Raw genomic sequence first — 25,497 nt, 5'->3', positions numbered from 1 at the left:
TGCGCGCGCCAGGGCGTCACGCTTCGCATACGCTTGCCTCGAGCTTTAGTCCCAATTGCCACCGGAGGCGGTCATGGAATTGGTGAACAGCAAGCGTCTGCTCTTCACGGCCAGTCATGTGGCCACGAAGCTCTCCCCATCCGATATCAGGCATCAGGCCGGCAAGCCCACCGGCGCCTTCCGCAAGGCGTCCTTCCTGAAATCGCTCAACCTCAACCGTGAGGCGCTGCAGCGCCTGACCGCGGCAGAACGGATCGCGGATCCGGCGCTCGACGCCGACACGGTGAAGCGCGTCGCGAACTTGTCGCAGACCCTGGAGCAGCGTCCCGAGCAGTACCTGACGGTGGCACAGAAGGTCGCCGAGATTCCCGACGCCGCGCTGGTCGCCTTCGCCAAGCTCGCCGTCGGCATCTCAGACCATGGGGCGGCGCTTGCGCCGGCCATCGACAGCTTCGAGGCCCAGCAGACGATCTCGCCGATCGGCCGGCTCTATCTCGAGCGGATCGAGATGTACCCGGTCGGCATCCAGCGCGGCGAGCTGGTCTATACCGTGCCGCTGGCACCCGGCGAGACGCAGACGGTCTCGCACAAGGAATGGTCCACCAGCTCGCAGGAGTTCGAGCAGATCGTGCAGGACTATTTCGAGAGCTACAGCGAGCGCGGCGTGGCCGAGAAGACCGACGCCTCGATGTCCACCACCAACGAGGCCAAGCATTCCAGCACCCTCAACTTCGGCGCCAGCGTCTCGGCCTCCTACGGCCCGGTCTCGATGACCACCAACTTTGGCCTGAACAACGCCAATGAGCAGAGCCAGTCCGTCACCGAATCGATGTCGAAGAACCGCGAGGTGACGGAGAAGGCCTCCGCGCGCTCCCGCCAGGAGCACAAGGTCAGCATGAAGCTGGAGACCAAGAAGGGCACGGAGGACAGCAGCTTCAAGACCATCACCAACCCGACCAATGCCGCGGTGCGGATCGACTACTACCGCATGATGCGCAAGTGGCGCACCGACCTCTTCCGCTACGGCCTGCGGATGACCTACGACATCACCATCCCGACGCCGGGGCTGCGCTTCTGGGCCTACTGGAAGAAGATCGAGCAGCTCGACGCCCTGATCGCCACACCCTTCGCCTTCGACCTGAAGCCGGAGGATATCACCGATGCGACCTGGCCCGCGCTTGCCGCCAAGTACGGCGCCGTGGTCGAGGCGCCGATGCCCGAAGGCGTGAAGCAGCAGATCTCGCGCACCTACGACATTGGCAAGAACAGCGACGGGATCTTCGAGTTCGCCTTCCCGGATGGATACCTGGCGACCGGCGAGGCGGCCGGCAGCATCACCTATTCCGGCCCTCCGGGTCAGCCGAACATGATCTATGCGATGAGCGGCACGGCGACCTTGACGCCGACCGGACCGGGCACGGGTGTCTTCAAGGTGGCGCTGAAAGGCGTGTCCGGCGGGCAGAAGGCGACATTCACCGTGCTGCGCGAGCCGGCCGACTTCGGGCTCTGGATCGTGCTCACCTCGAACGCGCACCGGCGCAGCGACCTGTTCGAGGCCTGGCGCCTGAAGACCTGGACCACCTTCCGCAACGCGGCGCAGGCCAAGTACGACCAGGAGATCGGCCGCCTGCGCGAGCGCCGCGACCGGCTCTATCGGCTGCTCGCCAGCAAGGACACGCTGTCGCTGCGCCGGCTGGAGCGCGAGGAACTGCTGCGCCTGATCTGCATGTGGCTGTTCGGCCCGGGTTCCGGCTTCTCGACCGCGCCGGCCGACGTCGAGGCGGCGATCGACGAGTTGCTCAAGGCCGAGCGCAAGATCGCGGACGGCGCGAACATCTCGACCTTCGTCGACCTGAGCTCCAGCGAATGGTCGCGCTCGCTGTTGTTCGGCGAGACCGTGAGGTTCCTGCAGCAGGCCATCGAATGGGAGAACCTGCTCTACTTCCTCTATCCGTATTTCTGGGGCTCCGACACCCAGGCCACCGACAAGTTCCTGTTCGAGCATCCCGATCCCGAGCACCAGAACTTCGTGCGGGCGGGCTATGCGCGCGTCGTCGTGACGGTGCGCCCGGGCTTCGAGGAGGATTTCACCAGGCTGATGGAGAGCGGCATGCTCGGCGGCACCAGCAGCTCGCCCTATATTCCGATCGCCCAGGAGATCGCCAATTTCGCCCACACCAACTATGCCGGCATCCCACCGGCCAATCCCGAGAAGCACGCCAGGCCGCAGCTCTATCCGCAACAGCGCAAGAGCTGGGACAAGATGCAGGTCGTGATCGCGGCGATCGAGAAGTATTTCGCCGACAACGGCGCCTATCCGGAGAAGCTCAGCGACATTCCAGGCCCGCTCGACACCAACGACGCGTGGGGCAATCCGCTGGTCTACAAGATGCCGGGCAGCGGCAACGACTACGACCTGATATCGCTCGGAGCCGACGGCGCGGAAGGCGGCGAGGATATCGACGCCGACATATCCTCGGCGGCCGGCGCCTCCATGATCAGCAGCTGGTTCGACTACACGCCGACAAGCGGCATCGACATCGAAGCCAACACCGCCCCGGCCGTCATCGCCTGAAAGCCTGGGCATGGGTGTCGTCCGCAGCGTCGAGATCTGCATGGCGCCCAGCGTCGCGCTCAGCCGCGGCGAGGCCTCGACCATGGGCGGCGTGGTCGAACAAACCATCCTGCGCGACTACTTCAACGAATGCTCCCGCACGCCGCCCAATCGGTTTCAGTCCCCGCAGGCGACCAAGGAGGACTGGTGGGACACCGGCAATCGCGAGCACTACAAGGTTATCCTGCTGGAGCGGCACCATCCGGGCATCAACGAGCAGCAGCTGCGGGGCATGAAGCGGCTAAAGATTCCCGACATCTCGACCTGGAAGGGGATCCATCAGCGCAACAAGGCGATCGATCCAACCCGGCCGGCGGATCGCAACGAGCTCTATGAGATCAAGCCGGATTCCGCCTGGGGCATGCTCAAGGGGTTGGAGAAGCTCAAGGGCATCGAGGACAACCATCGCGACCTCGGGCTGCGCGGCTACAAGCTCGGCTCCTGGTACCCGGCGCCGGCGGGGCCCGATGTCATTGCGCGCAAGCAGGTGTCCTTCGACCAGATGCCCTACATCGAGGCGAGCTTCTGGTATCGGCTGCGGCGCATGATGAGCTCGATGCGGGCGCTCGGCGCCACGCTGCGCATCAACAGCGTGCTCCTGGAGATCGAGCGGCGCACCGCGGGGCTTCTCTACTACAAGATCTGCGTCAAGATGGACCTCGACTTCGACGGCGCGGAGAAGGTGGCGCAGCGGGTGATCCGCCGGCTCTACGAGGCGCTGACCGAGACCGCGGAGACCGCGCGCAGGATCGCCGAGCTCAACGTCGCCGCCAGCTACCGGGTGATGGACAAGCAGGGCAAGCCGGTTCCGGAGCCGCCGCCGGATCCCAGAGTGGTGCGGGCACTCGACGCCGAAGAGCAGTTCCGGGTCGACAAGATCAACCTGGTGCCGGAGCTCGACAACATGCTGAGCGCGCTCGGCCAGGCGTTGTTCAGCCGGCTGCGCGGCCTGCCGGGCGAGCAGTTCCTGGTCTGCTGCGACGAGACCTTTCTCGAGAACGAGATCAAGCTGCCGCAGAAGGTTCGCCAGAGCAAGCTCCTGAAGAACCTGCAGGTCCGCCCGCCGATTCCGGTCCAGGGCGCGCTGGCACTGGCCGGCGGCATCGCCGTGCCTATGAGCTACATGCTGGCGGCGCTCTACGTCGTCGCCAAGGTAGCGGACAGCCCGTTCGAGCTGTTCCACAGCCCCGAAAACTTCCGCGCCGCGCAGCGCTGGCTGGAGGCCAATCCGGCCTACTCGCTGGTCATCGGCGGCGCCGTGGTTTACGGCACGGCGCTGGTGGTGGCCGGCACGGTTGCGACCGGTGGCGCGCTGTTCGCCGCAGCGCCGGCGGCCGGATCCGCAGCGGGCGCGGGCGCGCCGGCCGGTGCCGGCCTGCAGACGCCGCTCGGGACCGGCCTCGCGCGCGGGCTCGCCGGCGAAACCATCAAGGATGCCGCCTTGCCGATGGTCGAGGAGGCGCTGCCGATGGGCGAGAAGGCCATGCAGCAGATGCTGCAGAAATCGGCAACCACCATCACGGAGGAGGCCGGGCGGCGGATCGCCGAGCGCGAGGTCCGGGTCCTGGCCGAGCGCCAGCTGAAGCAGGTGGCGCAAACCGAGATCGAGAAGGCCACGGCGCGCGCCCTGGCGCGGGAGGTGGCCGCCGAGCAGATGAAGAAGGCGCTGGCCGTCGGCGGCGTGACCCTCGGCGCGGTGGCGCTGCGCATGGCCTTCAGCGGCGCGCCGGCGAACACACCGAACTCGGCGCCGACCGGCACGATGAGCGCCATTGCGGCGGAGACCGGATCGCTGCATCTGCTGAAGCTCAATCCGGACGTCGATCTCAATCGCTTGCCGCAGCTTTACGCCGAGGCCAACTATTCCGGATTCTCCGGCGAGATCCCGGGCGGCTTCGTCATCCAGACGGAACCGACGACGCCGGCGGCGATAAAGCCGAAATACTTCCACCTCGGCGTCATCCGCTGCCTCTGAACCGGGCGGGCGCGCGCCGAATTGGAACGGATCGCGGACATCCCTCGGCCGGGGGGTGAGGGGCAGGGCGCGGGGGCTACTTCCGCAGCGCGCGCTCGATCTGCACCCGCAGCGGCCCCTTCTTCTTGATCGCCTCGAGCACCTGCTTCTGCGTCTTATGGTGCTTGGCCATCAGCGCTTCGATCTCGTAGGTCTGGTCCGCGGTAACCCGGTCATGATCGGGCCGGCCGCTCGGGACCGGTGCGGCCTGCGGCTTGTCGTCTGGCATGGCGGCTCTCCCAGGATGTCCCCGTCTGGCGCGGGGTGGGATGTATTGAGGGCAGCATCGCGGTCCGAAGTCCAGCGCAGCCTTGACCCGATCGGGCCGTGTGGCCCATCGTTTGCGGATGAAGATCTCAGTTGCCGTCGTTATTGGCTCCACCGCGATTGCCGGTGCCGTGCTCTGGATCGGCCGCTGGGAAATGGTCTCCTCTCCGATGGGCGGAACCTTCATGCTGGACCATTGGACCGGCACGATGCTGCAATGCAGCTCCGTCAAGTATTCCGGAGAAGAACGCTATCGGCTGGAGTGCGAGCCACCTCCGAAGATTCGGAGGAGCGATTTTATACAGAAGGGGACATCCCCCTAAGGGTGCCCGCCTGTCCAGGTCGTCGGGTCGCAGTCGCGCTCAGGCCGCCTTCCACTTGATCGAGCAGCCGATCGACGGCGTCTGCTCAGCCGGATCGCGGCCGGCGGCGATGGCGCGCATTGCCTCGACCAGCTCGCGTTTGGCGCCCGGCGCCGGGGTGGCGCGGCCGCCTTCGTCGAGCCGGCCGCGATACTTCAGCTTGCGCGCGCCGTCGTAGCCGAAGAAGTCCGGCGTGCAGACCGCGTTGTAGGCGCGCGCCACCGCCTGGCTCTCGTCATGCAGATAGGGGAAGGTGAAGCCGTGCAGCCGCGCGAATTCCTTCATCTTCGGGAAGGAATCTTCCGGGTGTGTGCGTGCGTCGTTGGCGCAGATCGCGGCGACGCCGATGCCCTCGGCCTGCAGCAGCTTCGCATCCGCCACCAGCCGGTCGACCACCGCTTTCACATAGGGGCAGTGATTGCAGATGAAGACGATCACCGTGCCCTTCCGGCCGACGATGTCGTCGAGCGTGTAGCTGCGGCCGTCGGTGGCGGGGAGGGAGAAGGCGGGGGCGGGGGTGTTGAAGGCGATGTCGGTGGGGGAGGGTGAAGCGGCCATGGGCGGCATCCTTCGTCGGATAGGATCTGCGGGCGGAACCTGGCTCCAGGATGCGCAGTCCCGGCCTCGCGATCAAGCCGGGCGGTGCCCGACTTCGGAACGAGGGGGCGGATGCGGGCTTCCCCTCTTATCCCCGGAACGCTCCGACAAAGGTGAGCCATGTCCTATGCCCGTTTCGCTGCGATGATCACGACCTCGACCGTGGTCATGTACGGCCTGATGTATCTCAACACCTTCGCGCTGGACCATGTCTGGTTCAGCCAGACACGGGCGTGGATGGCGCTGCTGATGGGCGCGGTGATGGCGGTCGTCATGCTGGGCTTCATGCTGAAGATGTACCCGAGCCGCCGCGCCAATGCCGGCATCGCCGCGGGCGCGGTCGTCGTCTTCGCCGCATCGCTCTGGCTGGTGCGCAGCCAGGAGACGGTGGACGACGTCTCCTACATGAAGGCGATGATCCCGCACCACTCGATCGCCATCATGACCAGCGCCCGCGCCCATATCCGCGATCCCCGCGTGCGCGAACTCGCCGACGGCATCATCGAGGCCCAGGTGCGGGAGATCGGCGAGATGGAGCAGCTGATCGCCGACCTTGAGCGCAATCCGGTGCCGGCGGGAGCGCCGGATCTGCCGGCGCGGGGGGTGGAGGGGCGGTAGCTGGCATCCCTTCTCACCTTGGGAGAAGGATACGTCCGGCGTCGACGGCTTGCGCGCGCGACGGAGATCATGAGTGCAGCCGCATCGAGCGCGGGGCTAGCGCTTGCCCCTCGGCGGGCGGGCACCGAAGGGCGGGTTGGGACGCTGTGTCTGGTCCAGGTGGACCGGGTTCACGCGGCCGGCAAGCTGCTGTCGCAGACGCTGGGTGGCTAGTGTCACGTCTTCGTTCCGCCATTGCAGTTGGCTGGCGATAGCGGTGGGGAAGGCCTGCAAATAAGACAAGAGATCCTCCGCAGTTCGGATGCCCTGTTGGGCAGCGGCATCCGAAACCTCGCGTGGGAGGAGCAGGGCGTCCTCGGAGAGCTTCGCCTGGAAGTCGCCGCGACGGCTGCTCACGTCATAGGGCAGAATCCTGAGAGGCGCCATTTTCATTCCGAAGGCGGCTTCATCAAGGCCAGCCTAGGTCAGAGTTGAAGGATCTCCCAACAATAAGCGTTCACGTAATAGGCGGAAACCTCGCCGTAGCCCGGCTCGGGGGAATGGCTGTTGCCGGGCGCCGGGGCGCGGTTCGCCCAGGCGATGCTCCAGCTGTTGCGGATGATGAAGTAGCCGCCGAAAGGCTCATTGGGATCGGGCGCGAAGCCGGTGACGCAGACACAGTGACCGCCCACGACCTGTGCGGTCGGCGGAGGATTCAGCACCCGTCCATAGGCCCAGCCGACATTGGTGGTCCAGTTGGTCGGTCCGTTCGGCGTGCTCGGATCGCCGAACACGGGGAGGCAGATCCCGACTGGTCGGCCGCGCTGGAGCAGCTGCAGGAGCCCGCTGGCGGCATTGGCCGGCGTCTGCGCCCAGGTCGTTGCCGTGATCTTGCGGGCGGCAGCATCGGCCTTCGCGGCGGCCGAGGGTATTGCTCCGGAAACCGGCACCACCGGCGTTCCCACATAGGGGCAAAGAGGTTCGGTGCAGATCCCGTCCTGCGCCAGCATGTCCCTGGCGTATTCGAGCCAGGTGCCATCGCTGCCGTGATACGGATCGTTGCTGTGGTCCTTGATCGCCCAATAGAGAAACTGCTCGGAAAGATCCGGCACCTGCGTCAGGTGCTCAGAGCATGCCGTTGCGCCGAAGGCAACGCAGGTTCCGCGCTGCCCTTGATCGCGGACCGGCCAGTGCGGTAGCCGCAGATCGATCGGCGGAGGTGGTGCGGCGACGCCGCCCATCGGTGCCATCGCCGTCAGTGGCACCCGGTCGCCCGGCTTGAAGGTGGCGCTCGGCGGTGGAAGGGCGCCAAGCGGCGCGGGATGTGGCGGCGCCTCGCCAATGCCGGTCACCGCGCTGTACGCGGCCTTCAATTGCGATGCCACGGCACTCGCCAGCCGCTGTCGGCCGATTCCTTGCGATGCCAGGGATGGAAAGGCCCGGAGCAAGGCGTCAAGGTCCTCTGCCGATGTCACGTCGGCCGTGGCTAGGATCTTGGCTTCGGTGTCGGTCACCTCCGATCTCGCCATCATTTCTTTCAAGAATGTCGATGCCATCTGTCCCTCCTGCGAATGTCCCCGTGGACCAGATCCCATGGCGATCGTTATGCAGCCGTGACACAGGACCGGTGCACCAGGCCGAGGCATGCGCTGCCACGCGGGTCTGGCGCGGGCCGGAGGGATGGAGCCTGCGCTTCCGCGGGGAGCAACCCCTTGCCCCGCCAGAAAAAACCCTAAATACTAACAGACCGCGCTCGCGATACCTTTCCGGGCGATGTGCTGCACCTTCAACCATCCGCTAACCCACTGACCAACCATCGAGATCGGACGCTTCTGCCTATGCATACCGCCAACGAAATTCGCCGCGTGTTTCTGGACTACTTCCGCAAGGAGGGGCATGAGGTCGTGGCTTCGTCGCCGCTGGTGCCGCGGAACGATCCGACCTTGATGTTCGTGAACTCCGGCATGGTGCAGTTCAAGAACGTCTTCACCGGGCAGGAGAAGCGCGCCTATAGCCGGGCGACAACCGCGCAGAAATGCGTGCGGGCCGGCGGCAAGCATAACGATCTCGAGAATGTCGGCCATACCGCGCGGCATCACACCTTCTTCGAGATGCTCGGCAACTTCTCGTTCGGCGACTATTTCAAGGAGCGGGCGATCCCGCTCGCCTGGAACCTGCTGACCAAGGAATACGGGCTCTCGCCGGACAAGCTCACCATCACCGTCTTCTCCGAGGACGACGAGGCGCGGGCGCTGTGGAAGAAGGTGACCGGCTTCCCGGACAGCCGGATCATCGGCATCTCGACCTCGGACAATTTCTGGTCCATGGGCGATACCGGGCCCTGCGGGCCCTGTTCGGAAATCTTCTACGACCATGGCGACAAGATCTTCGGCGGGCCTCCGGGTTCGCCCGATGCGGACGGCGATCGCTTCGTCGAGATCTGGAACCTGGTCTTCATGCAGTTCGAGCAGGTCACCAAGACCGAGCGCATCAACCTGCCGAAGCCCTCGATCGACACCGGCATGGGGCTGGAGCGGCTCGCGGCCGTGCTGCAGGGCAAGCATGACAATTTCGACATCGACCTGTTCCGCAAGCTGATCGAAGCCTCGGCGGAGATTTCTAAGACCGAGGCGGACGGCGTGCACAAGGTCTCGCACCGGGTGATCGCCGACCATCTGCGCGCCTCCGCCTTCCTGATCGCCGACGGCGTGCTGCCCTCGAACGAAGGCCGCGGCTATGTGCTGCGGCGGATCATGCGCCGCGCGATGCGGCATGCGCATCTCTTGGGCTACAAAGAGCCGCTGATGTGGCAGCTCGTTCCGGCGCTGGTGCTGGAGATGGGCCAGGCCTATCCGGAGCTCGGCCGCGCGCAGGCGGTCATCACCGAGACCCTGAAGCTCGAGGAGACCCGCTTCAAGCAGACCTTGGAGCGCGGGCTGAAGCTGCTCGACGAGGAGACCGCGGGGCTGAAGCCGGGCCAGAAGCTCAACGGCGAGGTCGCGTTCAAGCTCTACGACACCTTCGGCTTTCCCTTGGATCTCACCGCGGATGTGCTCAAGGGCCAGAATCGCGAGGTCGACCAGGCGCAGTTCGACGCGGCGATGGAGCGGCAGCGGGCGACGGCGCGCGCTGCCTGGGCCGGCTCCGGCGAGGCGGCGACCGAGACCATCTGGTTCGACCTGAAGCAGAAGGTCGGCGCCAGCGAGTTCCTCGGCTATGAGACCGAGAGCGCGCAGGGCATCGTCACCGCGCTGGTCAAGGCCGGCAAGGAAGTCGATGCGGCGGGCAAGGGCGACGAGGTCGCGATCGTCACCAACCAGACCCCGTTCTATGGCGAGAGCGGCGGCCAGATGGGCGATACCGGCCGCATCACCACGGCCGAGGGCGGCGTGATCGAAGTGCATGACGTGCAGAAGAAGCTCGGCGAGCTGTTCGTGCATCTGGGCAAGGTCGTGCAGGGCTCGATCAGCAAAGGCGAGGCGGTCGAGATGAAGGTCGACGGCAAACGCCGTTCGGGCTTGCGCGCGCATCACTCGGCGACGCATCTGCTGCATGAGGCGCTGCGGCGGCGCCTGGGCGCGCATGTGACCCAGAAGGGCTCGCTGGTGGCGCCCGACCGGCTGCGCTTCGACTTCAGCAACAACAAGGCGCTGACGCCCGAGGATATCGCCTGGATCGAGCATGAGGTGAACCGCCGGATCCGCGCCAATGCGGATGTCGGCACCCGGCTGATGACGCCCGATGCCGCGATCGAGGCCGGCGCCATGGCGCTGTTCGGCGAGAAATACGGTGAGGAAGTGCGCGTCGTCTCCATGGGCGGTCGCGATGAGGAGGAAGTGAAGGAGTTCTCGACCGAGCTTTGCGGCGGCACCCATGTGCGGCGGACCGGCGATATCGGATTCCTGAAGATCGTCGGCGAAAGCGCGGTCGGCGCGGGGCTGCGCCGCATCGAGGCGGTGACCGGCGCGGCCGCCGAGAAATTCGTCGAGGAGCAGCAGAAGATCGTCCATGAGGCGGCGGCAGCCCTGCGCGCGGTGCCGCAGGATCTCGGGCAGCGCATCGTGTCGCTGCTGGAAGAGCGCAAGAAGCTGGAGCGCGAGCTGGCGGAGGCCAGGAAGCAGATTGCGGTGGGTGGAAGCGGCGGCGGTGCTTCGAACGCCGGCAGCGATGCGAAGAACATCAACGGCATCAAGCTGGCGGCGCGCCTGCTGCCCGACGTGCCGGCCAAGGAGCTGAAGAGCATGGCCGACGCGCTGAAGAAGCAGCTCGGCTCCGGCGTGGTGGCATTGATTGCCACCGCGGACGGCAAGGCCAGCGTGGTGGTCGGCGTCACCGACGACCTCACCGGCCGGCTCTCGGCGGTCGACCTGGTGAAGGCGGGGAGTGCTGCCTTGGGCGGCCAGGGCGGCGGCGGCCGTCCCGACATGGCGCAGGCCGGCGGTCCCGACGCGGCCAACGCCCAGAACGCCATCGCCGCGATCGAAGCCGCGATCGGCGACCGCATCAAGGCGGCTTGAGATTGGCCGGGGGGACGGCGGCGCGCTGGATCTTGAGCGCTCAGGCTGCATCAACCCCCTACCTAGCCTCCCCCCATCTTGGGGGGAGGGACTCTTTTTCTGCGGCACATGACGGTCTAGAAGATCCCCCGCCCCCAAGATGGGGGCGGGTTGGGGTGGGGGTCGATGCAGCCGTGATGCATTCGATCCAGCGCCAAGTCTCTCCATCTAGAACCTAGAACCAAAAGAGACAGATTTGCCCCATCCCGCCGGCTTGCCTCCGATCCTGGCCATCGTCGCGGTGCTGGCCTGCGCCGGGCTGCTCACCGGCTTCTATCAGTGGCTGTTTCCGCGGCCGGCGCGCTGGCTGCTGATCGGCGCCGCCTTCGTGGCGGGGATGGCGATCACCGCCGGCTATGCGGCGATCCTGCCGCCGGCCGAGGATCGCCTGGTCGGCATCGTCGATGCCTGGAGCGCGCTGAAGGCGATGGCGCTCGCCGCAGGACTCCCGGAGGAGGCGGTGAAGCTGCTCGCCACCATGATCGTGCTGCTGCTGTTCCGCCGCGGCCTGACGCCGGCCGAGGCGTTCCAGGCCGGGCTGGTGGTGGCGCTGGGCTTCGCGGCGCTGGAGAACCTGCAATATGCGCGGGCGCTGCCCGAGGCGGCGGAATGGATCGCGCTCGGCCGCGGCATCGTCGCCAGCTTCGTGCACGGCATGATGGCGATGTTCATGGGCACGTTCATCGCCGCCTTCGTCCGCAGCGGCTGGCGGCGCTGGGATTTCATCCTCTATGGCTATGCGGTCGCGGCGCTGGCGCATTCGCTGTTCGACTGGGGCCTGGTGCGGCCGCTGCTGGAATATTTCCGCACCGAGCAGATCCAGCCGGAGACGGTGATGCAGGCGCTGCCGATCGCCATCCCCTGCGTGCTCGGCGTCGTGGTCTGCGCGCTGATCCTGTTCGTGCGCCAGCTCAGGATTTGCGGCCGCGAATATGACGCGGCCCAGAATGCGGCCGACCTGGGCGAGGCCGGTCGCCAGGCCTTCGAGCGGCACCTCGCGCTGCGCCGGCGCTGTCGCAAGATCGGCGACGTCATCATCATCGTCGGCGGCATGGGCTTGGTCGCCTCGATCGTCGCCCTGGTGATCGCCGGCATGCAGATGCAGGACCAGCCGCAGCCGACCGACCTGAGCCAGGTCTCGCCGGCGGAGCTCCGCGCCAGCGTGATCGCCACCGTGGCTTTGCTGTTCTCGCCGATGCTGGCGCTGTTCGGCATCCTGGTGCGGTTCAAGCAGTAGCGCCGAGACCTGTCGGCATGGCCGAACGCGGGGCCCGGCGGCGCGGCAAATCGCTGGGAATAGGCCGGCGTTCCTCGCATTAACGCTGTTTGCCGCCGGTGTCACCGATCGTCGCTTGCCAAGAGGGCGCGGCGATGCCTAAAAGTTGAGTCAATTCTTCAGGACGGGGGCGTAGATCGTGAAAATCCGGAACTGGCTGTTTGCATTGGGCGGTGCCGTCATGGCGCTCGCCGCCATCAAGCCGGCTGCCGCCACGCCGATCAACTTCGACGTCACCTTCGGCGCCTCGAATTTCACTGGCCTGTTCGGGCCGGGCGCGGCGCCGGCGCCCTTCGTGCTTGGGCATTTGAACCTGACCTTCGACCCGACGGCGAATGTGATCGAAGGTTCGACCGCCACGCTGGATTTCATCGATCCGCTCGTCTTCAGCGATTCGCTGTCGTTCAATTACAGCGCGGGGACCGATTCCCTGACCATCGGCGGCACCACGGGCGGCGCCGCCGGGCTTACCTTCGGCATCGACGACTTCTCGCTGGTCGTCTTGAACTTCACCTCGGGCACGCCGCTGTTCGGCAGCCTGCTCTACGAACAGGCCAGCGTCCCTAATGTCTTCGGGGCTGCCAGCGGCCTGGTCCATGTGACCCAGTCGGCGGTGGCGACGACGCCGATCCCGGCGGCGCTGCCGCTGCTGGTCTCGGCGCTGGGCGGTCTGGGCTTGGTCGGCTGGCGGCGCCGGAAATCCGCCGCCGCCTGACGCCGCCGCGCGGTTGCCGGTCGTTCGGCGCTGCCGACCTTAACCCTGTTTCGCCGACGCCATACCATCATTGCGGTTGTTGCAGCCGGGGGTTGATCTTAAGATCCGCGCCGGGCATTTGAATCAAATGGGGTGAATCGATGATCAGGCGTCTGCTGCTGGCGCTCGCCGGCGTTGTCCTGCTGGCCGGCGTGGCGCGCCCGGCGGCGGCCACCACCATGGACTACACGGTGACCTTCTCGGCCTGGGACTTCACCGACGTGCTCGGCGGCGCCGACCCGTTGCCGGCCCCGGCCGTGCTGGCCGAGTTCAAGTTCACGGCCGACCTGGTGAACTTCGCGAGCGGGGCGGTGGACGCGAGCTTCATCAACCTCAATGTCGGCACGCTGGGCTACTTCTACTTCTTCGACCAGTTGCGGATCGGCGGGCTCGCCAACGGGGGCGGCGTGAGCGGCATCCATGTCGGCACCGACGACCTGGTCTTCGATATCTCCAACTTCTCGCTCGGCGGTTTCCAACCGATCTACGCGATGTACATGCAGGCGGGTTACGGCGGCCTCTACGAGACCTATCACGGCATCGCGCATATCACGGCCACGCCGGTTGCCGTCGCGACGACGCCGCTGCCCGCCGCACTGCCGCTGTTCGCCGCGGCGCTGGGCGGGCTGGGCCTGGTCGGCTGGCGGCGACGGAAGTCCGCCGCCGCCTAGCAGCGGCTTACTGCATATCGCCGAGCGTGGCTTTGAGGAGCTTGTCCGGGTTGTCGACCACGCCGTTGTTCTCGCGGGTGCCGGCCTTGATCTTGTCCACGACATCCATGCCGTCTACGACCTTGCCGAAAGCGGTGTACTTGCCGTTGAGATAGTCGTTCGGCGCGAACATGATGAAGAACTGGCTGTCGCCGCTGTTCGGGTCCTCGGTCCGCGCCAGGCCGACGGTGCCGCGCTCGAACGGCGTCGGGCCGAACTCGGCGGGGACGGTGGTGCCGGAGCCGGGGCCGCCGCCGGTGCCGGTCGGGTCGCCCATCTGCGCCATGAAGCCGGGGATGACGCGGTGGATCGGCGTGTTGGTGTAGAAGCCCTTCCGGACCAGGTCCTGGATATGCGCGACGGTCTTCGGCGCCGCGACCGGATCGAGCTGGATGGTCACCCGCCCGTCCTTGAAGTCGAGATAGAGCGTGTTGGCATCTTGAGCGTGGGCCGGCATTGCCGCGCCGAGCACCAGCGCGGCGGCGATCACGAAGCGGCGGGTGACGTTCATGGCGGTTACCCCATCGCCTTCTTCAGGTTCTCGTCCAGCTTGTCGAGGAACTGCGTGGTGGTCAGCCATTTCTGGTCGGGGCTGATCAGCAGCGCCAGGTCCTTGGTCATGTAGCCGCTCTCGACGGTCTCGACGCAGACCCGCTCCAGGGTCTCGGCGAAGTTCTGAACGTCCGGGGTGTTGTCGAACTTGCCGCGGTAATAGAGGCCGCGGGTCCAGGCATAGATCGAGGCGATCGGGTTGGTCGAGGTCTCCTTGCCCTTCTGGTGCTCGCGATAATGCCGGGTCACCGTGCCGTGCGCGGCTTCCGCCTCGACCACCTTGCCGTCGGGCGAGAGCAGCACCGAGGTCATGAGGCCCAAAGAGCCGAAGCCTTGCGCGACGGTGTCGGACTGGACGTCGCCGTCGTAGTTCTTGCAGGCCCAGACGAAGCCGCCGGACCATTTCAGCGCGGCCGCGACCATGTCATCGATCAGGCGGTGCTCGTAGCGGATGTTCTTGGCCTTGAACTGGTCGGCGAACTCCTTGTCGAACACCTCCTGGAAGATGTTCATGAAGCGGCCGTCATAGACCTTGAGGATGGTGTTCTTGGTCGACAGATAGACCGGCCAGCCGAGCGTCAGGCCGTAGTTGAAGCAGGCGCGGGCGAAGCCGCGAATGGAGTCATCGAGGTTGTACATGCCCATGGCGACGCCAGCGCCGGGGAAGTTGAACACTTCCTTCTCGATCGGCTCGCCGCCGCCCTCGGGCACGAACTTCATGGTGAGCTTGCCCTTGCCGGGCACGATGAAGTCGGTCGCGCGGTACTGGTCGCCGAAGGCGTGACGGCCGACCACGATCGGCTGGGTCCAGTTCGGCACCAGGCGCGGCACGTTCTTGCAGATGATCGGCTGGCGGAACACGGTGCCGTCGAGGATGTTGCGGATGGTGCCGTTCGGCGACTTCCACATCTGCTTCAGCCCGAACTCCTTCACCCGGCCTTCGTCCGGGGTGATGGTGGCGCATTTGACGCCGACGCCGTACTGCTTGATCGCGTTCGCGGAATCGATGGTGATCTGGTCGTTGGTCTCGTCGCGCTTCTCGACGCCGAGATCGTAATATTTCAGATCGATGTCGAGATAGGGCAGGATCAGCTTCTGCTTGATGAAGGCCCAGATGATCCGGGTCATCTCGTCGCCGTCCAGCTCCACCAGCGGCGTCTTGACCTTGATCTTCGCCATCTCGATATCCTCCGTTTCAAGAATTAAATGCGTTCCGGGTGTTCCGTAACCTGGATGTCGGCGGGCTGGTCGAGGAGGTCGAACATCCGCCCCACCGAGTTCACCACCGAGAAATACTGCCGCGAATCCTCGCGCGCGAAGCCCTCGCCGATCAGCTGGTCGATCAGCTTCTGGAAGGGATCCCAATAGCCGTCGATGTTCAGCACCACGACCGGCTTGTCGTGCAGTTTAAGCATCCGCCAGGTCACGATCTCGAACAGCTCGTCCAGGGTGCCGTAGCCGCCGGGCAGCACCGCGAAACCGTCCGAGAGATCGAACATCAGCTTCTTGCGGACATGCATGCTCTCGACGACTTTGAGCTCGGTGATGCCCGAATGGCCGACTTCGCTGGTCTGCAGATGCTCCGGGATGACGCCGATCACCTCGCCGCCGTTCTTCATCACGGCGTCGGCGACCTCGCCCATCATGCCGATGCGGGCCCCGCCGTAGACGAGGCGGATCTTGCGTTCGGCCATGGCTTCGCCGAGTTCGCGGGCGGCGGCGACGTAGCGCGGCGAGCGGCCGCGCGCCGAGCCGCAATAGACACAGATGGATCTAATCAAGGTCATGGATTTGGAGAGGCCCATTTGGCCCCAGCTTGCGTGGCGCCCAAAGGGGGGCCAGGAGAGCCGGGAAAGGAGGGGTTTTTAAACCTTTTCAATGCGGGTGTTTTGGGGCCTATTCCGAATGCCGTCAACCCGATATTGCGCCGCGGGAGACCCATAAAACCGCTGGGTAGGACACCCGGCAAATGGGCTAAGGGAACCCCCTTGATTGCGCGGATTCGGGTTCCGCATTACGGTGTGACGGAACTGTAATGAGACGAATCGAGCGATTTTCATGAACCGGCTGACCTTGGTCGCAACCATCGGTGCCGTCCTGGTTGCGGCGATCCTGGGCCTGATCTACGCGGTGTCGAAGCAGGACGTGGACGACACCCCCGAGCCCACCGCCCAGGTGCAACCGGCGCAGCCCGCCGCGCAGCCGGCCAGCCCGCCCGCCAATCCGGCGCCGGCCGAGCCGTCCTCCGCTCCCGCCGGAGAGCCGGCGGCGCAGCCGCCCGCTGGGGCCGGCGAGCAGCCCGTCCCGCAATCGTCCATCACCGGCGCCACCGAGCCGCAGCCGATCAATCCGCCGCAGAGCCAGGCGGCGACCACCGAGACGCCGGCCGCACAACCGCCGGCCGCCGGCAGCGAGCAGGTTGCCTCGGCCGCCCAGAATCCGGCGCCGGCACCGGCGCCGGAGATCAAGCCGAGCTTCGACGTGGTGCGCGTCAACCCGAACGGCGACGCGGTGATCGCCGGACGTGCCGCCCCCGGCACCAAGATCACGCTGCTCGACAACGGCAAGGCGGTCGGCTCGGCGGAAGCGGACGATCGTGGCGAGTGGGTGCTGCTGCCGGATTCCGCGGTCGATCCCGGCCAGCACAAATTCTCGGTGCGCGCCACCGACGACGGCGGCAAGAGCCTCGATTCCGAGAAGGAAGTCATCGTCGTGGTGCCGAAGCCGGCCGAGGATATCGCCGGCCAGCCGGTGACGCGTCCATCCGGCGCGCTCGCGATCGAAGTGCCGAAGGAGGGGGAGGGGCCGACCCAGCTCCTGAACTCGCCGGGCGCGGCATCGGCGACGCCGCCGGCCCCGGTCACCGCGGCCTCGCAGGACAACCCCGCCGCCCAGCCGCAGACGGCGCCCTTGAGCCTCGACACCATCGACTACACCCAGGACGGCCGCGCCATGCTGAGCGGGCACACCCTGCCCGGCGGCGACCTGCTGCTCTATCTCGACAACGGGACGATGGGCAACGCCAAGGCCGACGGCTCCGGCCGCTGGACCTTCGTGCCGGAGCAGAAGGCGCCGGCCGGCGACCACAAGCTGCGGGTGGACCTGGTCGACGCTGCCGGCAAGGTGCAGGCCCGCGTCGAGGTGCCGTTCTCGCAGCCGGATTTCTCGACCATCGCCTTGAGCGATGACAGCGTCATCGTGCAGCCGGGCAACAGCCTCTGGCGCATCGCCCGCCGCACCTACGGCAGCGGCGTCCAGTACACGGTGATCTTCGAAGCCAACAAGGACCACATCCGCGATCCCGATCTCATCTATCCGGGCCAGATCTTCAACCTGCCGAAGAAGCAGAACTGACTTGAATCGTCATGCCCGGGCTTGCCCCGGGCATCCGGTGCCGATCGGAGCGAGATTGCCGGGTCAAGCCCGGCAATGACGGCTCACAGGGTACGGAGTCAGTGCGCCGTCTGCGGGCGCGGCGGCAGGGCTTCCTGCAGCATCACGAGATAGGGCTTCACCTCGAGCACGAGGCGGGTCGCGGCGGTGATGACGTCCTGCGGCTCCCAATGGCCCGGCAGTGCAGCCTTGCCGATGCAATAGATCCAGCGGTGCTTGCTGATCACCAGCCGCGCCTCGTGCAGCGTCTGTGAGGCGTCGATGATGGCGATGACCGCGCGCCGGGTGGCGACGCCTTCGGCCGAATAGGGCAGCGGGGCGATTTCGGCGGCGAGCTGAACCACAGTGCCGTGGGCGGTCGGGCGCGTGTTGGCCTCGAAGGTGATGCCGAGATAATTGAAGGCGAACTCGATCTGGCCGTCCTTGCGCCCGATCTGCAGCGAGCCATCGGCATTGATCCGCAAGCGCGGCTCTTCCGGTGGCAGTTGTTGCAGCTTCAGCAACGGGAGGGCTTTCAGGTTCACGAGGGTATGCCGGGTGCTAATTTCTGGACTGGGAAAGTACCCTGTACCCTCTTAACGATATGTAAAGCGCGTTGCCGTTCCCCGGTGAAGCGCCTGGTCGCAGGTGACCAATGGGGCGAAGTGTGGCATTTGAAGGACTTGGGGGTCCTCCCCATATTCCTGACAGCCGAGAACACCGACCCAGAGAGGCGCCATTGTTCGAGACCGTGTTAACCCCGATCCACCGCAAGGGCTGGCCCCTGATCGCGGTCTTTGCCGCGGCGAGCGTGCTGCTCTGGTGGCTCTGGACCCCTCTGGGGCTGTTGGGCGTGATCCTGACCGCCTGGTGCGTCTATTTCTTCCGCGACCCCGACCGCGTGACGCCGAGCCGCCCGGGGCTGGTCATCAGCCCGGCCGACGGCATCGTGCAGATGATCCAGCCCGCTTCGCCGCCGCCGGAAATCAATATGGGCGGCCGGCCGTTGATGCGGATCAGTATCTTCATGAATGTGTTCAATGTTCATGTGAACCGGATTCCGGTCGATGCCGAGGTCGTGACCCTCGCGCATCGCCCCGGCAAATTCGTGAACGCCTCGCTCGACAAGGCGAGCGAGGAGAACGAGCGGCAATCGGTGCATCTGCGCCTGGCCGACGGTCGCGATGTCGGTCTGGTGCAGATCGCCGGGCTGGTCGCGCGGCGGATCCACTGCGACCTGACCGCCGGAATGCGGGTGCGGGCCGGGGAGCGGTTCGGTATCATCCGCTTCGGCAGCCGGGTCGATGTCTATCTGCCGGACGGCGTGCAGCCGCTGGTGGCGGTGGGACAGACAACCCTGGCCGGCGAGACCGTGATCGCCGACCTGAATTCCGACGAGCCGACGCGGCTTGGCGAACGTCGCTGAGAGCGGCCGGGCGAACGCCGCTGAAAGCGGCTGGAGAAGAGAAGATGCGCAAGGACGGATTGATGCGGATGCGGCGCAACCGGCTGAAGGATCACTCGATCAACCGGTTGATCCCGAACATGCTGACGCTGTTCGCGCTCTGCGCGGGCCTCACCAGCATCCGCTTCGCCATGGACCAGCGCTGGGAGCATGCGGTGCTGGCGATCCTGTTCGCCGCTGTGTTCGACGCGCTTGATGGCCGCATCGCGCGGCTGCTGGACTCCTCCTCGAAGTTCGGCGCCGAACTCGACTCCTTGAGCGACTTCGTCAGCTTCGGCGTGGCGCCGGCGGTCGTGCTCTTCATGTGGGTCATGCAGGATGTGAAGGGCATCGGCTGGGCGCTGACGCTGCTGTTCAGCGCCGGCATGGCGCTGCGCCTCGCGCGCTTCAACACCAAGCTCGACAATGCGGACCTGCCGGCCTGGCACAGCCGCTTCTTCACCGGCGTCCCGGCGCCGGCCGCGGCCGGCCTGGTGCTGCTGCCGCTGGTCGCCTCTCTGCAGTTCCCGGATCTCGAAATCCTGCGCAGCCCCTACGTGGTTGGCCCGGTCATGCTGGCGGTCGCGGGTCTCGCGGTCAGCCGCATCCCGACCTTCTCCTTCAAGCGCCTGAAGATCAGCCAGGCGCTGGTGTTGCCGACCATGATCGTGGTCGCGGTGCTGACCGCCCTGGCGCTGGCCGAGCCCTTCGCGACGCTGCTGCTGATCCTGCTCGCCTATATCGGCAGCATCCCCTTGAGCGTCGCGTCGCATCGCCGCCTGCAGCAGCAACGCCCGATGCCGACCGCCGCGTCACCAGTCAACGACGCGGACGCGGATCATCTCTGATCTGATTGCGAGCGCTGGATCGTTGAGCGCGCGGGATTGGAAGCGTCACGGCTGCATCAACCCCCTACCTAGCCTCCCCCCATCTTGGGGGGAGGGACTCTTGGAAGAGGCTGCTGCTCTTGGTAGCGATGGCTTTAGCCGCGCGCCTGCACGACCGAACTCCTTCCCCCTTCAGGGGGAAGGTAGGGATGGGGGGACGTGCAGCTGTGAAATATCAGAAAGAGCGCTGAACAAAGATCCAGCGACTGCAGCCCTCAGCGGTGCAGGTGATGGGCCTGCAGCGACTGGACGATTTCTTCCAGCTTCGAGCGGTCCATGATGTAGAGGTTGCGGCCTTTGCGCTTCAGCACGCCGCTGTCATAGAGCTGGCTGATCGCGCGGTTGACCGTCTCGCGCGTGGTGGAGGTCATGCTGGCAATCTCGTGCATCGGCGGCAGCGGCCGTACCACGAACAGGCCCGGCACCGCGGCGTCGGGCTGCGCCATGCGCAGCAGCTCGGCGTAGACGCGCTGCGCCGCCTGCAGGGTCGAAAGCTCCAGGATGCGCAAGCCGCTCGCCCGCACCATGCGCGCCAAGCGCTGCATCAGCTGGAAGGCGACGGTCGGATGGCCGCGGACGACCTCCAGGAACATTTCCGGCGGCATGATCGCGATCTCGCTCTTCTCGATCGCGGTCACGCTGGCGGAGCGCGGCTGGCCGTCGATCGCCGCCAGCTCGCCGAAGAAGTCGCCGGCCTTGACCGCGGCCAGGGTGACCTCGCGCCCGGCGGGCGAGAAGGTGATGACCGAGACCGAGCCTTTGAGGACGAAGAAGACCTCGCGGCTCTGCGAGCCCTTGTCGAGGATGGTTTCGTTCCGGGAATAGGTGCGCTTGTGGCAGCGCTGCTCGATGGCGCGCTTCTCCTGCTCGGTCAGCTCCTCGAGCAGGCTGAAATCCCCCAGCCTTCGGCTGGCCTCCGGCGTCGCAACAATCGTCCCCATGGCCCCCACCCTAGCAGAAATTCACTTTACTGGAACCGCTGCAAACCGCCAATCACAGCGGATTTAAGCAACGGGCGACACAGAAATTTAATCCTTGGCGCGGAATTGCACATAAGAAGCAAGGATATAGCCCGGACTTGTCCCCGGCGGGGGTTTTTGGCAAAGGGGTCTAGGAAGATAAGGAGCGCAGAGCGCGCATGGCCAGCGAAACCAACGCCGCCGCCGATGATGACGAAGAGACCGAGTCGGTCCCCGGCGGCAAGAACTACATCACCCCGGAGGGATTCGAGCGCCTGAAGTCGGAGCGGCGCCAGCTCTGGACCCAGGACCGGCCGGAAATCGTCCGGGTGGTCGAATGGGCCGCGGGCAACGGCGACCGCTCGGAGAACGGCGACTACATCTACGGCAAGAAGCGGCTTCGGGAGATCGACCGCCGCCTGCGCTTCCTGGACAAGCGGCTCGCCGCCGCGGTGCCGGTCGATCCCGCGCGCCAAACCCGGCGCGACCAGGTGTTCTTCGGCGCGACCGTGACCTATGTGCGCGAGGATGACAGCGAGACAACGGTCACCATCACCGGCATCGACGAGACCACCTTCGCGCCCGGCCGCATCAGCTGGACCTCGCCGGTCGCCCGCGCCCTGATGCAGAAGCGGGTCGGCGACACCGTCACCGTGCGCACGCCCAGCGGACCCGAAGAGCTGGAGATTCTCTTGATCGTGTATCCGGACTGATCGCATTCATAAGAAGCCCGTCATTGCCGGGCTTGACCCGGCAATCTTGCGCAGGCCGGAACCAGATGCCCGGGTCAAGCCCGGGCATGACGGAATCTATTACTGCACCACGCCGCAGGCGATGCGGGGGCCGCCGCCGCCGAGGGGCTTCGGCTGGTCCGAATAGTTGTCGCCGCCGGCATGGATCATCAGCGCATGGCCGCTCATGTCGGCGAGCTTCAGGTGCGGCACCAGCAGCGAACCGGTCGCGGTGCCGTCGGCCGCCACCTTCAGAACCGGCAGATCGCCCCGATGGCCGCCCATCGCGTCGGGGCCGAGATGCTTCTTGGTGGCGTCGGGATCGAAATGGCCGCCGGCGCCGATGCCCGACGCCATCTTTCCGTCCTGCATGCCGGGCGCGCAGCTCGCGTTCATGTGGAGGTGGAAGCCGTGCTCTCCGGGCGGCAGGCCCTTCAGGGCCGGTTTCAGCAGCAGCCCGCCGGCGGAATCCTCCAGCGTCACGGTGCCGATCGCGGCGCCGACGCCGTCCGGCGAGATCAGATCCATCGTGACGGTCCTGGTTTCGGCCGCCCGGACGGCACCGGCCGCCGCGACCGCCGCGACAAGGAGTGCGAGGGGAGCGAGAATACGGGAGGGACGGGTCATGAGCATCTCCATAGGTTTGATCGAGTGCCGAGTGATAGACGCAATGCCTGACGGCGAACTGAGGCTGGGATGAGCGGAACCTGTCGCGGCGCGGCGCCGGCCCTTCAGCGCGTCCGGTCGATGAGCGTCTCTATATCGTCCCAGACGACGATCCGGTTCCGCGACCGCCAGACCGGGCCGGGATCGATGTAGCAACCCGCCAGCCGTCCGCCCAGTTTCTTGTAGAAGTCGATCGCCGGCTGATTGCCCTCGACCACGCCCAACGCCGCGCTCCGGTAACCTTTTGCCTGCAAGGCGAGCGCCAGCCGCTGCATCAGCGCCCTGCCGATCCCGCCGCGGCCATGGGCGGGATCGACGTAGAGATAGAGGATCTCGCCGTGCCCGCCGAGCTCCGGCACGGTCGGCGCACCGGCGGTGCCAATCCCGACAATCCGGCCAGCGCGCTCCGCCACCAGGACCGTGCGCGCGCCGCCTTCCAGCATCGCGACCCAGCGCGGCAGGCGATAAGGGAGGTCGAGGATGCTGACCGCATCCGGCGGCGCGAGCTCGCGATAGGTTGCGCGCCAGACCGCGACGTGCAGTGCGGCGAGGGCTGGTGCGTCGCCGGGCTGCGCCGGGCGGATCGCGACGTCAGCGCCGCTCATGCGTCGTTTTCGCGAACCAGATCACCGAGAGCACCTGCACCGCCAGCATCAGCCCGAGCACGGTGGTGTAGCGAGTCTCCGCGCCGGCGCCGAAACCGATCGCGGTCAAGAGATCGAGCGCCCAGCCGATGCCGGACTGGATCAAGGCCGCGGCCAGGAACAGCAGCAGGTTGAGGCTGGTCTGCGCGCGGCCGGCCAGCGCCGGCCCGAACTGATCGCCGAGGGTCACATAGGCGAGGTTCGCGCCGGAGCCCGCGAGGCCCAGCACGCCGACCAGCAGCCAGGCGGGCAGCGGTACATCGAGGATGATGCCGAGCTCGGCGAAAGCGAGGATGACGAAGCAGCCGATCATCACCGCCCTCAGGCCGATGCCGTTGCGATGCGCCCAGTCGGCGACGAAGCCGGTGATCAGCGATCCGCTCGAGAAGGTGATCGCCATCGCCATCAGGTCGCCGGCGACGTCCGCCCGATCCAGCAGCCGGACATCGGTCAGCCAGCGCGCGATCCAGAGACTCTGGATCGCGATGAAGCCGCCGGTGACGAAGGCGACCATCGGCGCGATGCCCCAGAAGGTGGGGGTGGCGAGGATCGGCCCGATGTCCTTCAGTTGCGCGCGCCAGCCTCGCGGTGCGTTGGTCGCGTGGCCGTTGCCGTGCGGCGCCAGCCAGTAGACCAGGATCGCCGTCAGCAGGGTCACCGCCGCCAGCAGGTAGAACAGGCTGCGCCAGCCGAACTGGCTCGCCATCCAGTCCGAAGGGCCGGTCGCCGCGAAGACGCCGAGCCCGCCGAAGGCGACCACGACCGAATTGGCGAGCGGCACCCGCGCCGCGGGCAGCCAGAGCGCGTTCGCCTTGAAGGCCGCCATCAAGCCGCCCGAGAGCCCGATCCCGATCACCGCGCGCGAGAGCGTGAGCGTGAGGGGATCCGGCCCCAGGGCGAAGAGCAGGCTGCCGAAGGCGGCGATGGCGAGCAGCACCGCATGCGTCCGCCGCGGTCCGTAGCGATCGAGCAGCAGCCCCAGCGGCAGCTGGAACAAGGTGAAGGCGTAGAGATAGGAGGAGGTGATGAGCCCGAGCCCGGCCTCGTCGAGCTTGAGCTCGGCGATCAGGTCCGGCGCGATCACCGAGTTCACGGTGCGAAAGAGATAGGAGATCAGGTAGCCGCAGGAAAACGGCAGGATCACGCCGGCGATCAGGCGGGGGGTGATTTTGCCAGGGTGCTGCTGACTTGGCGCCATGTCAGGGGACAACCGCGGTGAGAGTCTTCGACCCCTCACCCCAGCCCTCTGCCGCAAGGGGAGAGGGGGATACTATTCGCTGCGTCGATTGATGGATTTGCCTGGGTTGGAAGGCTTGCGCAGCAGCGTCCTTCCCTTTCCCCTTGCGGGAGAGGGACAGGGTGAGGGGGCGACGGGTGCATGCCCCTTGCCCTCCTCAAACCGACCCGCCGACCGGGCTTTTCGCCAGGCTGCGGGCGGCGCGGCTGGCGCGGGCCATGTCGTAGAGCGTGTTGCCGGCGACCGCGGCCAGGGTGAGCGCGCCGCCGATCAGCGCTTGCGTGCCGGGATCCTCGTCCAGGAACAGCCAGACCCAGAGCGGCCCCAGCACGCATTCCAGCAGGCCGAGCAGGGCCGCCTCGCCGGCGGGAATGAGCCGCGCGCCGGTCGAGAACCAGATCAGGCCGATGGCGAGCTGGATCGCGCCGAACAGGAACAGCAGGCCGATGTCGTCGACGGCGACCGGCAGCGGGTCGCGCACCGCCAGGCCGACCAGCATGATGATGATCGTGGCCAGGCACATCGCCGGCGTCATGCGGATCGCGTGGTAGCGTCGCACCATGACCGTCGCGACGCCGATCGCGAGCGCGATGACGCAGGACAGCGCGATGCCGAGACTGGAGCTGCGGCTCTCGCCGCCGGAGACCATGTACCAGACTCCGAACAATGCGACGAGCATGGCGAGGCTGCGGATCCAGCCCGGCGGCTCGCGCATCCAGACCCAGGCGATGACGGCGGCGATGAACGGCGCCGTGCTCTGGATCACCAGGATCAGCGCCACGGTGGTTTCCTTGAGCGCCACGATGAACGAGAGCGAGGCGGCGGCAAAGCAGCCGGCAACCACGATGCCCGGCACGCCGAGCGCCTTGAACAGCGCCCAGGTGTTGCGCCCGTCGCGCACCAGCAGGAACAGCAGGAGGGTGACCGCGGCGAAGAAGCCGCGCCCCGCCGCCTGGGTCCAGATGTCGGCCTCGATATGCCGCGCGATCAGCCCGCCGCTGCTCCAGCAGAAGGCCGCACCCAGAACCAGAATGGCACCCTTGCGATGCGCCTCGATCGCGCCCGGCATTTCTCACCCCTGAAAATCCGCGGCGGAGATTAGCAGGCGAGGGCAGTGGGGCCGCAAGCGGCGGCGGCTCATGGCTGATATGCGAGGCGCTGGAGCGCTGGCTCTAGTGTCGTGGTCGTACTGGCTACATCACGGCTGCATCAACCCCCGCCCCGGCCCGCCCCCATCTTGGGGGCGGGGGATCTATGA

General features: G+C 66.6%; 24 protein-coding genes. 11 read left to right on the top strand and 13 right to left on the bottom strand.

The genetic code is table 11. The features are described 5' to 3' along the window. The first annotated feature begins 73 nt into the window (after positions 1-73). On the top strand, positions 74-2,575 hold the full coding sequence (locus ACYQ4T_RS11130) for a type II secretion system protein GspG (RefSeq protein ID WP_459853784.1): 2,502 nt from the start codon (positions 74-76) through the stop codon (positions 2,573-2,575). Positions 2,576-2,585: 10 nt separating this feature from the next. After that, the gene (locus tag ACYQ4T_RS11125) at positions 2,586-4,589 is read left to right on the top strand and encodes a hypothetical protein (RefSeq protein ID WP_459853782.1); all 2,004 of its coding nucleotides are present in this window, start codon (positions 2,586-2,588) and stop codon (positions 4,587-4,589) included. A gap of 76 nt (positions 4,590-4,665) precedes the next feature. On the opposite strand, the gene ACYQ4T_RS11120 is transcribed toward ACYQ4T_RS11125, so the two are convergent. Together ACYQ4T_RS11120 and ACYQ4T_RS11115 are read right to left on the bottom strand one after the other, a co-directional pair. After that, positions 4,666-4,857 (bottom strand): hypothetical protein, encoded by a 192-nt coding sequence (locus ACYQ4T_RS11120; RefSeq protein ID WP_459853780.1) that lies wholly within the window; start codon positions 4,855-4,857, stop codon positions 4,666-4,668. A 400-nt stretch (positions 4,858-5,257) separates the two neighbouring features. Then, positions 5,258-5,815, bottom strand: a complete 558-nt coding sequence (locus ACYQ4T_RS11115) for a thioredoxin family protein (RefSeq protein ID WP_459853778.1) — start codon at positions 5,813-5,815, stop codon at positions 5,258-5,260. Between the two features lie 159 nt (positions 5,816-5,974). Between ACYQ4T_RS11115 and ACYQ4T_RS11110 the strand changes: the two genes are divergently transcribed. Then, positions 5,975-6,472, top strand: a complete 498-nt coding sequence (locus ACYQ4T_RS11110) for a DUF305 domain-containing protein (RefSeq protein WP_459853776.1) — start codon at positions 5,975-5,977, stop codon at positions 6,470-6,472. A 96-nt stretch (positions 6,473-6,568) separates the two neighbouring features. Here the strand turns inward: ACYQ4T_RS11110 and ACYQ4T_RS11105 are convergent, their stop codons facing one another. Both ACYQ4T_RS11105 and ACYQ4T_RS11100 read right to left on the bottom strand, forming a co-directional pair. After that, a complete protein-coding gene (locus ACYQ4T_RS11105; RefSeq protein ID WP_459853774.1) occupies positions 6,569-6,898 on the bottom strand; it encodes a hypothetical protein in 330 nt (109 codons plus the stop codon). Positions 6,899-6,936: 38 nt separating this feature from the next. Then, positions 6,937-8,007, bottom strand: coding sequence for a C1 family peptidase (locus ACYQ4T_RS11100; RefSeq protein ID WP_459853772.1), 1,071 nt, complete (start codon positions 8,005-8,007; stop codon positions 6,937-6,939). Positions 8,008-8,289: 282 nt separating this feature from the next. On the opposite strand from ACYQ4T_RS11100, the gene alaS reads away from it, so the two are divergent. The 4 genes from alaS (at position 8,290) to ACYQ4T_RS11080 (ending at position 13,708) form a co-directional block, all read left to right on the top strand. Beyond that, on the top strand, positions 8,290-10,968 hold the full coding sequence (gene alaS, locus ACYQ4T_RS11095) for an alanine--tRNA ligase (protein WP_459853770.1): 2,679 nt from the start codon (positions 8,290-8,292) through the stop codon (positions 10,966-10,968). Positions 10,969-11,203: 235 nt separating this feature from the next. Continuing rightward, positions 11,204-12,244 carry a PrsW family glutamic-type intramembrane protease gene (locus ACYQ4T_RS11090; RefSeq protein ID WP_459853768.1) on the top strand — a complete coding sequence of 347 codons (1,041 nt, stop codon included), beginning with the start codon at positions 11,204-11,206 and terminating at the stop codon, positions 12,242-12,244. A gap of 178 nt (positions 12,245-12,422) precedes the next feature. Further along, a complete protein-coding gene (locus tag ACYQ4T_RS11085; protein ID WP_459853766.1) occupies positions 12,423-12,998 on the top strand; it encodes a VPLPA-CTERM sorting domain-containing protein in 576 nt (191 codons plus the stop codon). 140 nt (positions 12,999-13,138) lie between these two features. Continuing rightward, positions 13,139-13,708: a hypothetical protein gene (locus tag ACYQ4T_RS11080; protein ID WP_459853764.1), complete on the top strand. Its 570-nt coding sequence runs from the start codon at positions 13,139-13,141 to the stop codon at positions 13,706-13,708. Between the two features lie 7 nt (positions 13,709-13,715). On the opposite strand, the gene ACYQ4T_RS11075 is transcribed toward ACYQ4T_RS11080, so the two are convergent. The 3 genes from ACYQ4T_RS11075 to ACYQ4T_RS11065 are packed head-to-tail and all read right to left on the bottom strand — an operon-like array spanning position 13,716 to position 16,086. Continuing rightward, positions 13,716-14,258, bottom strand: coding sequence for a peptidylprolyl isomerase (locus tag ACYQ4T_RS11075; RefSeq protein ID WP_459853763.1), 543 nt, complete (start codon positions 14,256-14,258; stop codon positions 13,716-13,718). 5 nt (positions 14,259-14,263) lie between these two features. Next, a complete protein-coding gene (locus tag ACYQ4T_RS11070) occupies positions 14,264-15,478 on the bottom strand; it encodes an NADP-dependent isocitrate dehydrogenase (protein ID WP_459853761.1) in 1,215 nt (404 codons plus the stop codon). A gap of 23 nt (positions 15,479-15,501) precedes the next feature. After that, the gene (locus tag ACYQ4T_RS11065; protein WP_459853759.1) at positions 15,502-16,086 is read right to left on the bottom strand and encodes an LOG family protein; all 585 of its coding nucleotides are present in this window, start codon (positions 16,084-16,086) and stop codon (positions 15,502-15,504) included. 271 nt (positions 16,087-16,357) lie between these two features. On the opposite strand from ACYQ4T_RS11065, the gene ACYQ4T_RS11060 reads away from it, so the two are divergent. After that, positions 16,358-17,653, top strand: a complete 1,296-nt coding sequence (locus ACYQ4T_RS11060; RefSeq protein WP_459853757.1) for an Ig-like domain-containing protein — start codon at positions 16,358-16,360, stop codon at positions 17,651-17,653. 98 nt (positions 17,654-17,751) lie between these two features. Here ACYQ4T_RS11060 and ACYQ4T_RS11055 read toward each other — a convergent pair whose 3' ends face one another. Then, entirely contained in the window at positions 17,752-18,216 is a 465-nt protein-coding gene (locus ACYQ4T_RS11055; RefSeq protein ID WP_459853755.1) for a hypothetical protein, read from the bottom strand. 194 nt (positions 18,217-18,410) lie between these two features. On the opposite strand from ACYQ4T_RS11055, the gene ACYQ4T_RS11050 reads away from it, so the two are divergent. After that, complete coding sequence (locus tag ACYQ4T_RS11050; protein ID WP_459853753.1) at positions 18,411-19,097, top strand: phosphatidylserine decarboxylase; 687 nt, start codon at positions 18,411-18,413, stop codon at positions 19,095-19,097. 44 nt (positions 19,098-19,141) lie between these two features. Continuing rightward, complete coding sequence (locus tag ACYQ4T_RS11045) at positions 19,142-19,963, top strand: CDP-alcohol phosphatidyltransferase family protein (RefSeq protein ID WP_459853750.1); 822 nt, start codon at positions 19,142-19,144, stop codon at positions 19,961-19,963. Positions 19,964-20,217: 254 nt separating this feature from the next. On the opposite strand, the gene ACYQ4T_RS11040 is transcribed toward ACYQ4T_RS11045, so the two are convergent. Continuing rightward, positions 20,218-20,943, bottom strand: a complete 726-nt coding sequence (locus ACYQ4T_RS11040) for a Crp/Fnr family transcriptional regulator (protein WP_459853748.1) — start codon at positions 20,941-20,943, stop codon at positions 20,218-20,220. A 197-nt stretch (positions 20,944-21,140) separates the two neighbouring features. Here ACYQ4T_RS11040 and greB point away from each other — a divergent pair, with 197 nt between their 5' ends. Next, positions 21,141-21,674 carry a transcription elongation factor GreB gene (gene greB, locus ACYQ4T_RS11035; RefSeq protein WP_459853745.1) on the top strand — a complete coding sequence of 178 codons (534 nt, stop codon included), beginning with the start codon at positions 21,141-21,143 and terminating at the stop codon, positions 21,672-21,674. 99 nt (positions 21,675-21,773) lie between these two features. On the opposite strand, the gene sodC is transcribed toward greB, so the two are convergent. The 4 genes from sodC to ACYQ4T_RS11015 form a co-directional block, all read right to left on the bottom strand. Continuing rightward, entirely contained in the window at positions 21,774-22,319 is a 546-nt protein-coding gene (gene sodC / locus ACYQ4T_RS11030) for a superoxide dismutase [Cu-Zn] SodC (RefSeq protein WP_459853743.1), read from the bottom strand. Positions 22,320-22,423: 104 nt separating this feature from the next. Continuing rightward, positions 22,424-22,963: an N-acetyltransferase family protein gene (locus ACYQ4T_RS11025; RefSeq protein ID WP_459853740.1), complete on the bottom strand. Its 540-nt coding sequence runs from the start codon at positions 22,961-22,963 to the stop codon at positions 22,424-22,426. Next, the gene (locus tag ACYQ4T_RS11020) at positions 22,950-24,146 is read right to left on the bottom strand and encodes an MFS transporter (protein WP_459853738.1); all 1,197 of its coding nucleotides are present in this window, start codon (positions 24,144-24,146) and stop codon (positions 22,950-22,952) included. Before ACYQ4T_RS11020 ends, ACYQ4T_RS11025 begins: the two co-directional genes overlap by 14 nt. A gap of 250 nt (positions 24,147-24,396) precedes the next feature. Then, the gene (locus ACYQ4T_RS11015; protein ID WP_459853736.1) at positions 24,397-25,308 is read right to left on the bottom strand and encodes a DMT family transporter; all 912 of its coding nucleotides are present in this window, start codon (positions 25,306-25,308) and stop codon (positions 24,397-24,399) included. Positions 25,309-25,497: the final 189 nt, after the last annotated feature.

The organism is Dongia sp. agr-C8 (assembly GCF_054658695.1).
This window is presented reverse-complemented; position numbering and strand designations above follow the sequence as displayed.

Excerpts from the sequence above, each read along its gene's own strand:
- ACYQ4T_RS11040 (WP_459853748.1), bottom strand. The coding sequence starts at position 20,943 with ATGGGGACGATTGTTGCGACGCCGGAGGCCAGCCGAAGGCTGGGGGAT.
- ACYQ4T_RS11065 (WP_459853759.1), bottom strand. The coding sequence starts at position 16,086 with ATGACCTTGATTAGATCCATCTGTGTCTATTGCGGCTCGGCGCGCGGC.
- ACYQ4T_RS11115 (WP_459853778.1), bottom strand. The coding sequence starts at position 5,815 with ATGGCCGCTTCACCCTCCCCCACCGACATCGCCTTCAACACCCCCGCC.
- ACYQ4T_RS11105 (WP_459853774.1), bottom strand. The coding sequence starts at position 6,898 with ATGGCGCCTCTCAGGATTCTGCCCTATGACGTGAGCAGCCGTCGCGGC.
- ACYQ4T_RS11015 (WP_459853736.1), bottom strand. The coding sequence starts at position 25,308 with ATGCCGGGCGCGATCGAGGCGCATCGCAAGGGTGCCATTCTGGTTCTG.
- ACYQ4T_RS11070 (WP_459853761.1), bottom strand. The coding sequence starts at position 15,478 with ATGGCGAAGATCAAGGTCAAGACGCCGCTGGTGGAGCTGGACGGCGAC.
- ACYQ4T_RS11100 (WP_459853772.1), bottom strand. The coding sequence starts at position 8,007 with ATGGCATCGACATTCTTGAAAGAAATGATGGCGAGATCGGAGGTGACC.
- ACYQ4T_RS11080 (WP_459853764.1), top strand. The coding sequence starts at position 13,139 with ATGATCAGGCGTCTGCTGCTGGCGCTCGCCGGCGTTGTCCTGCTGGCC.
- ACYQ4T_RS11060 (WP_459853757.1), top strand. The coding sequence starts at position 16,358 with ATGAACCGGCTGACCTTGGTCGCAACCATCGGTGCCGTCCTGGTTGCG.
- sodC (WP_459853743.1), bottom strand. The coding sequence starts at position 22,319 with ATGACCCGTCCCTCCCGTATTCTCGCTCCCCTCGCACTCCTTGTCGCG.
- greB (WP_459853745.1), top strand. The coding sequence starts at position 21,141 with ATGGCCAGCGAAACCAACGCCGCCGCCGATGATGACGAAGAGACCGAG.
- ACYQ4T_RS11125 (WP_459853782.1), top strand. The coding sequence starts at position 2,586 with ATGGGTGTCGTCCGCAGCGTCGAGATCTGCATGGCGCCCAGCGTCGCG.
- ACYQ4T_RS11120 (WP_459853780.1), bottom strand. The coding sequence starts at position 4,857 with ATGCCAGACGACAAGCCGCAGGCCGCACCGGTCCCGAGCGGCCGGCCC.
- alaS (WP_459853770.1), top strand. The coding sequence starts at position 8,290 with ATGCATACCGCCAACGAAATTCGCCGCGTGTTTCTGGACTACTTCCGC.
- ACYQ4T_RS11110 (WP_459853776.1), top strand. The coding sequence starts at position 5,975 with ATGTCCTATGCCCGTTTCGCTGCGATGATCACGACCTCGACCGTGGTC.
- ACYQ4T_RS11025 (WP_459853740.1), bottom strand. The coding sequence starts at position 22,963 with ATGAGCGGCGCTGACGTCGCGATCCGCCCGGCGCAGCCCGGCGACGCA.
- ACYQ4T_RS11130 (WP_459853784.1), top strand. The coding sequence starts at position 74 with ATGGAATTGGTGAACAGCAAGCGTCTGCTCTTCACGGCCAGTCATGTG.
- ACYQ4T_RS11045 (WP_459853750.1), top strand. The coding sequence starts at position 19,142 with ATGCGCAAGGACGGATTGATGCGGATGCGGCGCAACCGGCTGAAGGAT.
- ACYQ4T_RS11075 (WP_459853763.1), bottom strand. The coding sequence starts at position 14,258 with ATGAACGTCACCCGCCGCTTCGTGATCGCCGCCGCGCTGGTGCTCGGC.